This is a genomic window from Dyadobacter sp. CY261 (genome assembly GCF_021440085.1).
Lineage (GTDB): Bacteria > Bacteroidota > Bacteroidia > Cytophagales > Spirosomataceae > Dyadobacter.
Map to the genome: position 1 here is coordinate 26,992 of NZ_JAKCPW010000025.1, position 13,964 is coordinate 40,955.

The following is a 13,964-nucleotide window of genomic DNA, read 5'->3' on the forward strand; positions in this document are numbered from 1 at the left end:
TACAGCCTTTAAAGAAAGGTGGCCGTTTAGGCAACAAAGCCTGGGAACATAGGAGAACAGGCGGAGCTTACAGGCAAAACGACCAAAGCCTGTATTTGTAGAATAACAAAGACTTGATAGGTTGTCAAGAGAAATATTCCATTACAAGAGAAATTATTTTTGATTTTGGTCAAAATAAAGCTTGACATGCTGTATATGGTTTGGTAATCTGATTTTAGGCAACAGCGAAGGAGCTAGTCATGAAACCATCTAATGATAATAATCCAATTCCAGTCCAGATACGCAAGTATTTGGCTCTACAAGCTCATATCAAACTGAGCCAGCAAGTCCTTTCCTTTTTAAAATCAATCTAACACACAGGAGTTATGAAGTGTCAAAATCAGTTGTCGCGTATAAGGTTTTTAATAACAAATGGCAGTGCCGTGATTTCCAGTTTGAAGTCGGTAAATCGTACAAGCATACCGGTGAAGTTAAGTTGTGCCAGGGTGGTTTCCACGCTTGCTCACAGCTAATTGATTGCTTTAATTATTACAGCTTTGACCCTGATAATAAGATTGCTGAAGTGGTCTTGTCTGGTAAAATCGACCACGGCAACGATAATGATAAAAGTGACAAGGTATGTGGTGAGAAAATTAAAATTGTGCGTGAGATTTCTTGGAATGAAGCCTTGACAATGGTCAACATTGGTAAGGCAAATTCCGGGAAAGGGAACACAGGCCACTGGAACACAGGCCACCGGAACACAGGCCACTGGAACACAGGCCACTGGAACACAGGCCACCGGAACACAGGCCACTGGAACACAGGCGACCAGAACACAGGCGACCGGAACACAGGCCACTGGAACACAGGCCACTGGAACACAGGCCACTGGAACACAGGCGACCGGAACACAGGCCACTGGAACACAGGCCACTGGAACACAGGCCATTTCAATACCGTGACCCCTGATACTGTTTTGGTATTTAATAAAACTTGTAAGCGCGATCGTTGGGAACAGGCTTATGTACCGTCATTCCTTTATTTCTCGCTGACACAATGGGTTTATGAGGGTGAAATGACCGATCAGGAGAAGAAGGAAAATCCTACATTCTTTACCACCGGTGGCTATTTGAAGCATTTCACCTATAAAGAAGCCTTCCAAAGAGCTTACAATAACGCTAGCCAGTCTGATAAGGATGCTATCAAGAAATTACCAAACTTCAATAAAAAGGTATTCTTTGACATCAGCGGAATTGAGGTGGTGTGATGGAGTGCGGTATTACACCTGAAAATATTACTCATCTTTATGATAATGAGGTCTTTGTTTTCGGCTCAAATCTAGCTGGTCATCATGGTGCTGGTGCGGCTAAAACAGCCTTGCAATGGGGAGCTATCCCCGGAAAGGGCGAAGGTTTATTCGGTCAAACCTATGCCCTACCAACAAAGGATTTCAACATTATAACCCGAGATATACCTGATATTTATAGTAGTGTAGTTTCATTACGTCAGTGTATCCAGGATAATCCAGACCACCACTTCCTTATCACCAAAGTTGGTTGTGGCTTGGCAGGATTGTCTATTGATGAAGTTGCTCTAATGTTCAGGGGATTTCTTGATATAATGAACTGTTCACTACCACAAGAATTCATTGACAAATTGGAGAGTAAATAATGTCAGATATTTTTAAACAGTTAAAAGATCCGTTTGATCCCAAATTGGTATCGTGGCGGGTGGGTTCAACCACCCAAGATAAAACCAAAGGACAGGCTTTAGCGTATATTGATGCCCGTGATGTTATGAAGCGTCTTGACGAAGTTGTCGGCCCGGAAAACTGGCAGGATGAGTACCACTATTTTGGAGAGACTGCTATATGCAGGTTATCGCTATATATACCTGGTACAGGCGGTACAGCTCCTACTTGGATTACTAAATCAGATGGTGCCGGTGACACTGCTGTTGAAGCTGAGAAAGGCCGTATCTCCGATGCTTTCAAACGCGCTGCTGTCAAGTGGGGTATTGGTCGCTATTTGTATGATCTGGATGCGCCGTGGGTACAACTGGACAACAAGCGTATTGCCAAACACGAGTTCGCAAAGCTTGAAGCCATTCTCAATGGTGTGAAACCACCAGATCCGAAGGGCATTCCCGGACGCATGGTTGATGACCCTGATATTCAGCAGGATATGAAAGACCTTGGATATGATGGAAAGAAGGTTTATGATCAGTTGCTCGGTGAATTGCATGCTTGTGATAGCACTATTGCGATTGGGGATTGGGCACAGAAAAACAAAGAACAACGCCGCACCAAAGGTCTGCCAAAAGTATTGTATGATGATCTCTTAACCCAATACTATGAGCAATTGGCCTACCATCAAGATTTAGAAAATGATCTGACCGGTGCAGCATTAGATATTAATTAACAGCCAGAACAGGAGTATAACCAATGGCAAAAGACGTAAACGAAATTACCATCGAGGGTGGCGTAACCAAGGACGCTAACGTTCGTAGCACACAGTCTGGTTTTACAGTCGTGTCGTTCACGGTAGCCACAAAGCGATCATGGAAAGACAAGGAAGGTAATTGGCAGGAAAAGAGCCAGTTCCACAATGTCGTAACGTCTGGCCGTGATTTACTCGATATTGCTTGTTCACTGAAAAAAGGTGATCGGGTCCGAATTGAGAATGGTCAGCTTGAAACCCGTGATTGGGCTAAGGATGATGGTTCGAAAGCCTACATCACAGAGATTGTCGTGCCGCCGTTTGGCAAGATCGAGAATTTAGGTAGCCAGCGTAAGGCTGCTGTTGATGATGACAGTTCTGAAATTCCGTTTTAAGGAGAAATGATATGGATTTTGAAACATTATGGGGTGGATTTTTAGCCGTCATCATTGGAGGGGCCTTGTTATTGTCATGTAGTGTAGGCATGGATGTTGGTAAAGAACAGGTTACGGATTGTGTATCAGTATATAAGCAAACACCTGAATTCTGTATCAAAAAATTCAAGCCAAAGTCTGATGATTGACCCAACACTTCACCATCGTAAATGAAAGGGTTCGGGCTAACTGCTTAGGTGCGGTTGCCCGGCTCCCTCTTGATCGGTTTGAAGTCACTATCAAGGTCAAGGGAAAGACACCACCACAACGTCGGTACTGGCACACCATCCTTTCTATTCTGGCTCCGTATACCGGTTATACCTTAGACCAAGTAAAGCACATGATTAAAGAGAAGGTGCTCGGCGTAGAGAAGTGGACGGGTAAGAACGGCAAGACATACGAAATGGTGAAATCGTCAGAGGATTGTGACGTGGAAGAATACAGCCGGTTGATTGATGCTACGCAACTGGCGGCAGATAAATTGGGTTGTAAACTGCCTGACCCATCGTTTTACGGTATGGATTTAAGGAGAGAGTAATGACCCTAGTTAGAAAGTACTTTAAGTTTCCAAACAATCGTGAGGAATGGTGTGTAACTGGAGAATATGGTAGCTTATCTTTTTGGGTTAGTGCTCATACTAGTGAATTATCATTATCGTGGGGAGAAACTCATTATGGCGGTGTAGAAAACCATTATAATGAAAAGTCAAAACCGAGTTATCTTGATGAAAGCGCAAAGCATACAGATTGTAATTATAATGGTGGATTATGTTACCACGATGGTAGTTCGTTATGGGCTGAAGAGCATTGGATACCATATATCTTACCAAGGGGTAATGAAGGAATTTGGCAGGAATTAGAACATTATTATGAAAGAAGATTGAAGCCAGAGCAGGAGAATAACGAATGACCAAGTACCAATTCAGCAAGGTTAAACCACTAAAACCCGTGCTTATCTATTCGGATAACGTCAAGAGCGCCAGACAACTAGCTTATCAGTATGCTCACCGGAAAAAGAAGGTTTGGAAGGTGGGGATGATACCAGGAATAGGGATCGTTGTTACGGAAATAAAATAATTTCAGTTTCATAAAAATAGTGCTTGACAGGGTGTAAAGGTTGGTGTAATATGATTTTAGGCAACAGCAAAGGAGTTACACAATGACTATCCCACAAGAAGAATACGGTTTTAAGGCTGATCTAAACCATTACGTTTCAGCAACATGCTTGGAAGAACTGACCACATGCTTACGCCGCATTGGTGAAGCTACCGATTACAAAGAGGCAATGGCAGCTTTGACAGAATTGGGTTATTACGCCCAATGGCATAGCGATAATCTGGATAACAATGAGGAGCCGCACCCTTGTCACAAAGATGGTCGCATGTATGCAGAAATGGTAGGTGCGTAATGCGATGGCCTTTCGTTTCCCGTAAGAAATACGACCGCCTGAAAGCCGAAGCCGAATGGTTAAGCAAGCTCTGTCACCACTATCACAAGGTGGTTGAGCGTCAGGACTTTGAACTTACACACAACCGGGGTGGTAAGGGTCTATTCGTTCCCAAATCCAACGTAGTCCGCTTTAAGGTGGTGAAATGAGTGAAACGGTGACCAAAACTACAACTTTTACAAAATACTTACCAGATGAAATCACGTCGGAAATATTAGATAATTATTGCACTCTGGTGTTTGATAATGGTTCGATTGAGAATGATGAAATGGCAGGCATCACAGACGGTAAAGTTTGGATATCGTCTTATAAGAACGGATTAATTGATTGGGATGGGAGTGAGTACGTACATTCCTATCATTGGTCCAAGGAACCATTCGGGCAATTGAAATATGTTTTAGTGGAGAATAACTAATGACCAGCTACGTAACACAACCCCGCCCGCGTACCTATGACAGACGCCGGATTTATCGCACCCTGCCAGTTGGTGAGAAGATCGTATATCACCTGTCTGAGCCTGGAGAAGCATTTTACAATGGTTGCGATATCACCCGTATTGCCATGTATCAGGAGTGTTTGACGGGTTATGGCTACCTTACACAACGCCGGACTAAACAGGGCGAGTATGCGTATATCTATACCCGTTCAAGCAAGCGGGATGATGGCAAATACCCTGTCCCTGATGACAATTATCAATGGAAGTGAATTTGATATGACCGAGTTTAAAGACGCTTTGGAATGGATGAACCATGAGTTTCGTGGTCGCACGATCTATCAAGGCCATCCGATACAGGTGATAGAGAAAGCCCTGCGTATCGCTGACAGGTTGATGCAGGAGCCGAGCCACGGCATGTTGGAAGAGGGCTATTCTGATGACGATGGCGAACCATATCGCTGTAACCGGGATATTTTCAAAGCCATGCGCGACCAGATGCTGGCCGAAATCGACAACGCTGACGGGGATGGTGTGTGATGAAACCTTATTTTAAAAACCCTCACAAAGATATTCCGCCGAAATGGTTCATGGCGCAACAAGTCGCAAAGAAGATACGCGAAAATATAGGAGACGGTGATGTGGCTGAAGCCAGCAACATTATTGCTGCTCATGGCCACTTGATAGCCTCTGTGTTGGAAACGTATGGCCGTGCGGGTGAACAGAATTACGCTAAGAAAACTTTTGGAGGCAGAAAATGACCACGCCCACAAAGAAGCCGTTCGATGCTGAGAGCCACCGTTTCGGGATGGCATACACGTTCAGAGAGTTTTTCGACAGTGAGCCAACGAGATACTATCCGCATTATGTTTGCGTGGAAGATGGCGCGATATTCGAGGAAGACGGTAATAACCCTTATGAATTAACCCGATCACCTGAACACGACCTGATCCCACGCAATGATGTTGATGCTCTGATCGAGGCTGTCAGAAACCTATACGGTCAACAAGATGGGCTTAGAAATCTTGAAACTGCGTATGACGAATTCATTGAAAAACACGGGAGCGCGAAATGAGTGATAATATTGTCCAACTCGTAATTCTCAATAAACCATTCGTTTTATCGAACGGACTTGAATTTACGACCAAAAATGAATTGAACGCATATATCAAGGGCATCGAGTTCGCTCAGGGTAATATCAATGCTCAGCTTGAAATTTTGAAAGAACGCGCATTATTTGCTTTGGAGGATAGCCATGACTGACGCCGAAACCCTGCTGCCTTGCCCTTTTTGCCCTGACAGCGAACTAAATGAGTTTGTGCATTATTTCATGTTCGGATCAAAAGCCGTTGATATGGTTCAATGCGAAAACTGTGATTGTACAGCACCTAAAAACAGGTGGCAAACCCGCGCCCAAGTCACAGCGCCTGTTGTGAGCCGGATGGAAGTGTTGCGCGCCAGAGCAGAGTGGGAAAACAGCGACCATCTGATTGGGCCAGACCTTCATTGGAAAACAAAGCAGGTGATTAGCACCCTACTGGAAGCCGCCGCAAAGGAGACTAATAATGGATAATCAAGATGCACAATGTTCCCATCTCAAAGTCACCTATAAGAAACGAGTGAATAAAGGCGTTACGTCTGGTTGGTGGTCATGTGATGATTGCTTCACTCAGTTCGCACCCGAACTCGCCCAGCAGAAAGCTCCAGAGCAGGATGTGCAAGCAGCGTTGGATGATCTGGAAGCGTTATGGATGCAAGAGGGTGTCTATAAATCTGTCACCCATGCAACACGGGGACGATATGACCGTATTCGTGCAGCCCTCACCCAACACCCACCCACCCCGACCGTCGGAGCACAGGTTGATATTGAAGCGTTGACCGTTCTTGTCAGCATGATGCTATGTGGCAATTGATTAGCGATGAACATATTGAAGCAATCATTAAGTGGGTAGCGTCCAAAGGGATCATACAGGGTGCGCAGAAACAGGCGGGGGATTTGTGATGCTTATATACAGAAAACCGAAAATTACTTTCGATACTGAAATAACGATAATGGCTATGGAGAAGGACAAGTTTTTCAGAGAGATTTTGCATGTCGAAAATATTTGCCGAAAAGCTGGTTTAAATAACTTAGCCAACATAATCCGTAAGTTCTATGAGGCCAATCAATGACCACCCCGACAGACGCGCAGGCTTTGCAGGATTTGAAGAAAGACTATTGCAATTGCGCTAATTGTAATGGCTGGAACGCCGCAATCGACCACCTCTATTCCACCAATCGTCTGGCGATGCCAGTCACCGACACGGATCGGGCGCAATGCTTGAGAGATATGCCGCAGATAGTCGGCACTCCCGATACAGGCGCGTACAAGAGATCGTTGGAAAAGCTTTTACGATGGTATGACCACTATTTCAAAACAATCCGCGCCTGTCTGTCAGCCCCGCAGCGTCAGGATATTCCACATGTCGCAGAAAATGCAACAACTGATGATTTATGGATTTGTGAACGTAAGATAGGTGGGACCACCAGCACAACTCAATATTATTATCACACGCCAATCCGGCCTTACGTCGAGCGTCAGGATAACGCCGAGATGCTGGCTACGGCTTTGGAGCACGTTGTAAAATCTATCAAAGGTGGTGGATGGGAAATACGAAGTCCTACTGTTTATGGAGGTGGTGATCCAGAATTTGGATATGAGATGTGGCCAGAGCATGATGAATGGTTACACCATGCCGACAAAGCCCTAACCGAATACGAACAATCAAAACAACAGGAGAAATGAATTGTCCCAAGATCTTCACACACAGATTACCGCTAAAATCGTCGCTCAACTCGAACAAGGAGCCGCCCCCTGGCATAAGCCCTGGCAGGAAGGTGATCGCAATGTATCCTTTGAACTTCCTGTCAACGTGGCCAGCGGCAAGCGTTACCGTGGTATCAACATTCCATTATTGTGGCTGGGAGAATTCCCGACCAACGAATTCGGCACATTCAAACAATGGTCAGAACGTAAAGAAGTTATACGGAAAGGCTCAAAAGGTACGACCGTCGTTTATTACGACTTCATTGAAAAGCAGAAGGAAGGCAAGGAAGAAATCGACAAGATCCCCTTCCTGAAAACATACAATGTCTTCAACCGCTCTCAACTGCAATCATATAAAGAGGAAGAACCCCTACCCCGCCCTACCGTCAGCTTTGAACAGATCCAGCACATCGACCAATTCATTGACAATACCGGCGCGGTTATAGAGTTCGGAGGTGATAAGGCTTACTACGGCTTTAAATCAGACAAAATCGTTATGCCTGATCGTAACCTGTTCACAGGCACACCGACACAGACGATCACGGAAAGCATTTATGCCACACTTGCCCATGAGCTGACACACTGGACGGGTCCGGAAAAGCGCCTTGGCCGGGACATGGGTAAACGTTTTGGCGATAAGAAATACGCCGGTGAAGAAATCGTAGCTGAAATGGGTTCAGCTTTTCTTTCTGCCGATTGGGGTATTGCAGATGCGCCACGTCCGGATCATGCGCAGTACATAGCTAACTGGTTACAGTTGCTGACTGATAACAAAAAGGCGATCTTTCAGGCGTCCAGTGAGGCCAGCAAGGCTTTTGAATACCTGCAAAACTTCCAGACGCAATCACGGAATAGTGCAGTCAACACACATGCAAATACTTTACACTAGAATAGGATAATTCAAGGTCATCTTAAAATCTGTTACATAATGAAAATTATGTTGAAGACGATAATTAGGTGCAAGGGTTAAGCTATAAATATTTTCAACAAGGAAAAGTACCAATGACCGAAGCAAACAATCACATGATTGGCGGCACACATTATAAGGATATGGCTATCGAACCGTGGGAGATTATTGAGAAGAATAATCTGGATTTTTGGGAAGGATCTGCCCTATCCTATTTGTTGCGCTGGCGTAAGAAGGGTGGAATAGCTGATATTGACAAGGCAATCCACTATCTGCAAAAGCTTAAAGAGATCAATCAACCTAGCCTCACCTTAACCATTGTCTCAGAAAAAGGTTTTACAAAAATCTCCGAGTAGGTTATACTAGCGAAAACCAATACAGGAGCGCCCTTCTTTGAGAGAGCATAAACACGATTGGACGAGCATTTACCGTCAGTACGGTGTCAGAAACATCACTCAATTGGTTAATAAGACAGGCGGCATCAGGGCAACTGGCCGCCTTCTTCATTTGAACGAAAGCACCATCCGGCATAAGATAGCATCCGAAGAAACGGACAGCTTAAATAAGCCTCAAACGATATTTTACTTTACAGATACTCACGTGCAGCCAAAACTCGAAACCGATCATTTGGGATGGATTGCCAAGCATATCAAAGAAATCAATCCCGATTACATTATCAATGGCGGGGACTTTGCAGACGCTGAAAGCCTTTGCTCCCATATCCTACCCCACACTCTTGATGCTAGACAAAAGCCATCCCTAAAATCAGATATCGCCTGCATGGAAGATGCCATGTTGATGATTAGCGAATTATCTGGTCGCCGTGATATTCATGTCACACTTGGCAACCATGAAGAACGGATCTGGACGATGGAAAAGAATAATCCGGATCTCGCCTACCTCTTACAGGAACGCTTTGACGGGGCTTATGAGAAGGCTGGATGGACATACACCAAGTTTGGCGTTTACCATACCTTATGCGGTGTAGACTTCACCCACGCCCCTATGATGATGAGTGGAAAGCCTGTTGGTGGTAAGTTGTCTGTGAATAACGTGGCCTCCAACTCAGTGGCTGACTGTGTTTACGGCCACACCCATATGAAAGCAGAGCTATCGGTTAAGAAGTTCGGTCCAGATCGTCAAACCACAGCTATCAACGGCGGCTGTTCAATGCCGATTGGTTATATTCCTAAATACGTGCAAGGCGGATCATCCGGCTGGTGGCATGGTGTAATTGAAATTGAGGTACAAAATGGTCGCATCCAAGACACCACCTTCATCTCGCTCGAAAAGCTCAAAAAGCTCTACGCCTAGATCACGGGTCGTCTTTGCTGACGAATACCGCACATTCGAGGAAACGCTGCATGTGTGTTTATCCTGTGTTCATGCTGAGTGGAAAACCACACCTGTTAAGCCTAATATTGACGAATACATGTTCTGTGAGGCTTGCCATGACGACAAGATGTTGGTTATACGTGGTGAGATATTAAGCGCCCAAGTGCTTGTCTCTGAGGCTGCTTGGCAGAAACTGCGCAAGAAAAAAACACCCAAGAAAAAGCAGTAAATTTAACGTCAAAAATAACACTTGATTTAGCTTTGAAAATAACGTTATATTTAACACAGCGGTAGGTAGCTCAATTGGACAGAGCAGGGATTGCGCAATATAAACTTTGACCTTGGCTGTGGGTTCAACTCCCACTCTACCGTTTTAACGTTAAATTCAGCGTTAATTAGAACATAATTTTAAACATATTTTATATATCAGATTAAAACGCTTATTTTAGCGTCAAATCCAATGTTTAAACAAACGTCTTATGGCAGTATTTACAACAGCCGGGGAAAAAGGTGGGAGTGGCCGCAGCACAATAGCCGAGCATTTTACCGTATGGCTATCTAAACAAGGCTTTGACGTGCTTTTTGTCGATGCCGACGAGCAGGGTACGGCCAGCGATTTCACCGCTTGGCGGGAGCAGACCCTTGACGGAAACGTGGGATACACGCTGGTACAACTGGTAGGGGCAAACCTGAGAAAACAGGTTGAAACTTTGAAGCCAAAGTATGACCACATTGTAATAGATACGGGCGGAAGGGACACCACAAGTCAGCGCTCAGCTTTATTCGTGTCTGACGTGGCTATCATACCGATCCAGCCCCGCAGCCATGATATCTGGACACTCGCCAAGTTTAGCGCGATCCTAGACGAGATACAGGCTACCAGAGCCACCCCGATAACAGCCTATACGTTCCTGAACCGCGCAGACATTACAAGCGCCGATAACAGGGAGAGTGCTGACGCTTTGGCATCCATCGAGCAAATGACATTCGTTGATTGTCCAGTCAAGAACCGTAAAGCATATCCTAACGCTGGATCGGCAGGGTTAACTGTATTTGAAATGGGGGAGAAGTCAGACCCCAAAGCCATTAACGAAATTACAGAACTGTTTAAACGCATCAGCCATGTCAATATCCCTGTCACCGCCTAAGAAGGTGGTATCCGAGAAGCAGATCGAAGCCGTGATTAATAAGGGTGGGAGGGCTACGGTTGAGACTGACCTGCCTGCTGATCCGTCGGCCACCAAGAGCATCAAGCTCATTATGACAGCCGAAGAAATGGACACTATCAAGAAGCTACGCGATAAGCGGCCACCAGTGAGCCGCAGCCGTAAGATTACGATATCGGTGCATGATTGGGTTGTGGAAGCTATTCAGGAGAAGATCGAGCGTGAGAGAAGGAAATATAGCGTTTAATTTAATGCAAATAATGACACTAAGTTTAACGTTAAATTAGGCGCTCAAATGGCATCAAAAAAAACATCTGAAAAAGCACCCAGACCAAAGCCGGACGGTACATCAAAAGTGGCCGTTCGGCGGTCAAAACTTATTTATGAAGCGTACCAGGAAGAGCCGGACGACCGTGAAATGCTCTTTCAAGCAGCGGCTATGTGTCAGGTATTCCTACCACGCCGTGAGCCAGCAACGCCTAGCGAGGTATGGGAGACGGATAGCGGTAAATTTACCATGACAGTGATCCCGTTGCCTGTCCTCAATCCAGCAACCCACAAGAACGAGTATCTGGGGCTGCCGTATGGCACCAAGGCACGGATTATCCTGGCTAACCTGAATGCAATCGCCGTACAGACCCAAAATCGGGTCATAGACGTGAGTTCTCATAACCTGACACAGTTTGTCAAGGAAATAGGAATGACGGACGGAGGGAGCCAAATATCGGGTGTACGCGACCAGATAGCCCGTCTATCCAACTCCATCATGAGATTGTCGTTCGACGGGGCAGAATGGCAGGACAATACCAACATGCCGATTGTAAGCCGTTTCACGGTATTCAAAGGAGCTGAGAGCCAACAACGCTGGCCAGAGCAAATCGAGTTGTCAGAGCAGTATTTCAAGAACCTTGTGGAACACGCCGTGCCCTTGCCAAAGCTGCACCTTGCCGCTCTGAGCAACAATGCCACCGCCATTGACCTGTATTGCTTCCTAGCGCACCGGTTGCACCGCATACCAAAGGGTAAGCCGCAATTTCTGGCATGGAAAACGCTCAAAGATCAGTTCGGCGGGGAGTATACGCGCATGACTGATTTTAGGACGAATTTCAAGCGCACCTGGGATCTGGTAAGAACCTTGTATACAGACGCTAAGATCGAACAAAAAGGTACTAGGGGATTGATGCTTTATAACAGCCCGACACCTATTCCGCAGCAATTAGTTTTGTTTAATAAATAGCTGTAATTCAGAGTATTGCATATAAAATGACGAGTGTTTCACGGTTTTACCGTGTTTAACTCGCAAAAACAAATTTAATTATCTATAAATCAGATAGTTATAACTAAAACAACGAGTATTTCACGGCAAAAATCATATTTTATGTGGATAAGTCTGTTTAAAAGCCTGTGGATAAGTAGGTTATACACCGTGATTTTATCGCTCAAAGCACCGTGATTTACTCGAGAAAGACACCGTGATTTTGTCGCTTAAACCTTTATAATAAAACAATTAAATAAAAAACTATTATTAATTCACGAAAATGTGGAAAACTGATGAGAAAGGAGGGGGGGACTGCCGTGAACTATGCTTTTAGTTATTGATTTTATCTATATGATGGTATTATGAAGGTTTCCGACGCTAAGCAGATCCCACTCGACCAGTTCTTAGAGAACCTGGGACACGCATGCGTCAAGGAAACTGGATCAACAAAGTGGTATAGGTCGCCCTGGCGTAACGAACGCACAGCTTCTTTCAAGCTATCCGCAGACAAACGCGCCTTTTATGACCACGGCGAAGGGATTGGCGGTAACATCATTGACCTGGCTATCCGGATTGGTGATCTATCAGACGTATCCGAAGCTCTGAAATTCATTGAAAAGACTGTCGGGTCCGGTTACACTATCCCCACAATCAGGCAGGAGTTACCACCCGTGCAATCAGAACCATATTACACACTCGTACACAAAAACTCATTCGAGGTGTATAGTGGCCGGTCAGTGTCAAAGGCTGGCCAGTACCTTCTCAGCCGGGGGATTGATCCGAAAGCCGTTGCCCCTTATTTGCACGATGTAACTTTCAGTGACAAAGGCGGAAAGCCTAAAAAGGGCTTCGGCATAGAGAACGTATCAGGCGGATTTGAGATCCGTAGGGCAGGGGATTGGGCTAAGATTGCAGTCGGCCATAAAGACGTATCCGTGTTCCTTGCAAGCCGTGACCACGCCCCTTGGCACACGTTTTACAGCATGATTGATTTTTGCACTTTTCTATGTTTGGACAAACCGCCGATTGGTACTTACAACTACCTAATCGTTAACGGTGATGGTCTGGTCGAGAAGGCCGAGAAGGTCATAGAAAGCCTGCCAGTGGGTACGATGATCCATTACCCACACAGTGACCTGTCAGGTCAAAAGGCTTACCAGCGGCTGTTACAGTTCGCCACAGACCTTGGATGGGGTGGGGGAGATCGCGCCCATCTGTATGAGGGCTTCAAGGACTGGACAGAGAAGCGTGAGAATGAGCTGGGGCTGGATCGTAAGGTTGTGGCTACACCGCAAGGAGTGCCGGGCTTTAAGCCAAGGTTAGGTTAATGTTCGGCTTGCTTTCCCAACCAACTCACCTAGGGGAAATCTAAGCTACGCAGAGCGTTTCACTTTCGATCATCAGGCTACCCATAAAGGGTGGTGAGCATTGAGTCCCAACTCTACCGAACTTGGGGACGTAGGCTATTAAGACAGTGACCTGTCCATAAGTACCGTGTGCAAGACAGCTTGAGGAGGTCACACGGTACATAAAGAAAGGGTAGGACAGATACATTGTTTAAACCGCTAGTCACCTACTCTTGCATTTCGGTGTAACCGTTGGAGTTCTCCGCACCGTATGGTACCTGTCCTATCCCAATATTCCCACACCCACCTAATCCTGTCAACTGAAATCTTGTTGCTATTTTGTTCTAAGGGTGTTATATTTGGTTACAGTAAGCAAGACATGCGCTACGTACAAATTTTAGCTTACAGCCTC

At 45.5% G+C, this 13,964-nt stretch carries 23 protein-coding genes and 1 pseudogene; all 24 read left to right on the forward strand.

All coding sequences use genetic code 11. From position 1 onward, the window contains the following. Window positions 1-370: 370 nt before the first annotated feature. The 24 genes and pseudogenes from LZD49_RS33570 to LZD49_RS33685 all read left to right on the forward strand — a co-directional run bounded on the left by LZD49_RS33570 (window position 371) and on the right by LZD49_RS33685 (window position 13,534). Window positions 371-1,249, forward strand: a complete 879-nt coding sequence (locus LZD49_RS33570; protein ID WP_234672778.1) for a hypothetical protein — start codon at window positions 371-373, stop codon at window positions 1,247-1,249. After that, the gene (locus LZD49_RS33575; RefSeq protein ID WP_234672780.1) at window positions 1,249-1,653 is read left to right on the forward strand and encodes a hypothetical protein; all 405 of its coding nucleotides are present in this window, start codon (window positions 1,249-1,251) and stop codon (window positions 1,651-1,653) included. The genes LZD49_RS33570 and LZD49_RS33575 overlap by 1 nt, the downstream gene beginning before the upstream one ends. Further along, on the forward strand, window positions 1,653-2,402 hold the full coding sequence (locus LZD49_RS33580; RefSeq protein ID WP_234672782.1) for a Rad52/Rad22 family DNA repair protein: 750 nt from the start codon (window positions 1,653-1,655) through the stop codon (window positions 2,400-2,402). Before LZD49_RS33575 ends, LZD49_RS33580 begins: the two co-directional genes overlap by 1 nt. 23 nt (window positions 2,403-2,425) lie before the next feature. Continuing rightward, entirely contained in the window at window positions 2,426-2,815 is a 390-nt protein-coding gene (locus LZD49_RS33585) for a single-stranded DNA-binding protein (RefSeq protein WP_234672784.1), read from the forward strand. Window positions 2,816-2,826: 11 nt separating this feature from the next. Next, window positions 2,827-3,003: a hypothetical protein gene (locus tag LZD49_RS33590; protein WP_234672786.1), complete on the forward strand. Its 177-nt coding sequence runs from the start codon at window positions 2,827-2,829 to the stop codon at window positions 3,001-3,003. 191 nt (window positions 3,004-3,194) lie between these two features. Next, window positions 3,195-3,392: a hypothetical protein gene (locus tag LZD49_RS33595; RefSeq protein ID WP_234672787.1), complete on the forward strand. Its 198-nt coding sequence runs from the start codon at window positions 3,195-3,197 to the stop codon at window positions 3,390-3,392. Continuing rightward, on the forward strand, window positions 3,392-3,763 hold the full coding sequence (locus LZD49_RS33600) for a hypothetical protein (protein ID WP_234672788.1): 372 nt from the start codon (window positions 3,392-3,394) through the stop codon (window positions 3,761-3,763). Before LZD49_RS33595 ends, LZD49_RS33600 begins: the two co-directional genes overlap by 1 nt. A gap of 249 nt (window positions 3,764-4,012) precedes the next feature. Beyond that, window positions 4,013-4,261 (forward strand): hypothetical protein, encoded by a 249-nt coding sequence (locus tag LZD49_RS33605; protein ID WP_234672789.1) that lies wholly within the window; start codon window positions 4,013-4,015, stop codon window positions 4,259-4,261. Then, window positions 4,261-4,449, forward strand: a complete 189-nt coding sequence (locus tag LZD49_RS33610) for a hypothetical protein (RefSeq protein WP_234672790.1) — start codon at window positions 4,261-4,263, stop codon at window positions 4,447-4,449. The genes LZD49_RS33605 and LZD49_RS33610 overlap by 1 nt, the downstream gene beginning before the upstream one ends. Window positions 4,450-4,925: 476 nt before the next feature. Then, a complete protein-coding gene (locus LZD49_RS33615) occupies window positions 4,926-5,273 on the forward strand; it encodes a hypothetical protein (RefSeq protein WP_234672791.1) in 348 nt (115 codons plus the stop codon). Next, on the forward strand, window positions 5,273-5,494 hold the full coding sequence (locus LZD49_RS33620) for a hypothetical protein (RefSeq protein ID WP_234672792.1): 222 nt from the start codon (window positions 5,273-5,275) through the stop codon (window positions 5,492-5,494). The genes LZD49_RS33615 and LZD49_RS33620 overlap by 1 nt, the downstream gene beginning before the upstream one ends. Then, window positions 5,491-5,808 (forward strand): hypothetical protein, encoded by a 318-nt coding sequence (locus tag LZD49_RS33625; RefSeq protein WP_234672793.1) that lies wholly within the window; start codon window positions 5,491-5,493, stop codon window positions 5,806-5,808. The genes LZD49_RS33620 and LZD49_RS33625 overlap by 4 nt, the downstream gene beginning before the upstream one ends. Further along, on the forward strand, window positions 5,805-5,996 hold the full coding sequence (locus LZD49_RS33630) for a hypothetical protein (RefSeq protein WP_234672794.1): 192 nt from the start codon (window positions 5,805-5,807) through the stop codon (window positions 5,994-5,996). Before LZD49_RS33625 ends, LZD49_RS33630 begins: the two co-directional genes overlap by 4 nt. Further along, window positions 5,989-6,306, forward strand: a complete 318-nt coding sequence (locus LZD49_RS33635; protein WP_234672796.1) for a hypothetical protein — start codon at window positions 5,989-5,991, stop codon at window positions 6,304-6,306. The genes LZD49_RS33630 and LZD49_RS33635 overlap by 8 nt, the downstream gene beginning before the upstream one ends. Next, window positions 6,299-6,646, forward strand: a complete 348-nt coding sequence (locus LZD49_RS33640) for a hypothetical protein (protein WP_234672797.1) — start codon at window positions 6,299-6,301, stop codon at window positions 6,644-6,646. Before LZD49_RS33635 ends, LZD49_RS33640 begins: the two co-directional genes overlap by 8 nt. A gap of 255 nt (window positions 6,647-6,901) precedes the next feature. Further along, on the forward strand, window positions 6,902-7,519 hold the full coding sequence (locus LZD49_RS33645) for a hypothetical protein (RefSeq protein ID WP_234672799.1): 618 nt from the start codon (window positions 6,902-6,904) through the stop codon (window positions 7,517-7,519). Between the two features lies 1 nt (window position 7,520). After that, window positions 7,521-8,429 carry an ArdC family protein gene (locus LZD49_RS33650; RefSeq protein WP_234672801.1) on the forward strand — a complete coding sequence of 303 codons (909 nt, stop codon included), beginning with the start codon at window positions 7,521-7,523 and terminating at the stop codon, window positions 8,427-8,429. Between the two features lie 113 nt (window positions 8,430-8,542). Further along, window positions 8,543-8,803, forward strand: coding sequence for a DUF3310 domain-containing protein (locus LZD49_RS33655; protein WP_234672802.1), 261 nt, complete (start codon window positions 8,543-8,545; stop codon window positions 8,801-8,803). Between the two features lie 37 nt (window positions 8,804-8,840). Beyond that, entirely contained in the window at window positions 8,841-9,761 is a 921-nt protein-coding gene (locus LZD49_RS33660; protein WP_234672804.1) for a metallophosphoesterase, read from the forward strand. 309 nt (window positions 9,762-10,070) lie between these two features. Then, a pseudogene (locus LZD49_RS33665) lies at window positions 10,071-10,154 on the forward strand. Window positions 10,155-10,261: 107 nt separating this feature from the next. Further along, window positions 10,262-10,930 (forward strand): AAA family ATPase, encoded by a 669-nt coding sequence (locus tag LZD49_RS33670; protein WP_234672806.1) that lies wholly within the window; start codon window positions 10,262-10,264, stop codon window positions 10,928-10,930. After that, entirely contained in the window at window positions 10,905-11,195 is a 291-nt protein-coding gene (locus tag LZD49_RS33675) for a hypothetical protein (RefSeq protein ID WP_234672809.1), read from the forward strand. Before LZD49_RS33670 ends, LZD49_RS33675 begins: the two co-directional genes overlap by 26 nt. Before the next feature lie 48 nt (window positions 11,196-11,243). Beyond that, window positions 11,244-12,185, forward strand: a complete 942-nt coding sequence (locus LZD49_RS33680) for a replication protein RepA (RefSeq protein ID WP_234672811.1) — start codon at window positions 11,244-11,246, stop codon at window positions 12,183-12,185. Window positions 12,186-12,877: 692 nt separating this feature from the next. Further along, entirely contained in the window at window positions 12,878-13,534 is a 657-nt protein-coding gene (locus LZD49_RS33685) for a hypothetical protein (RefSeq protein ID WP_234672813.1), read from the forward strand. Window positions 13,535-13,964 lie beyond the last annotated feature (430 nt).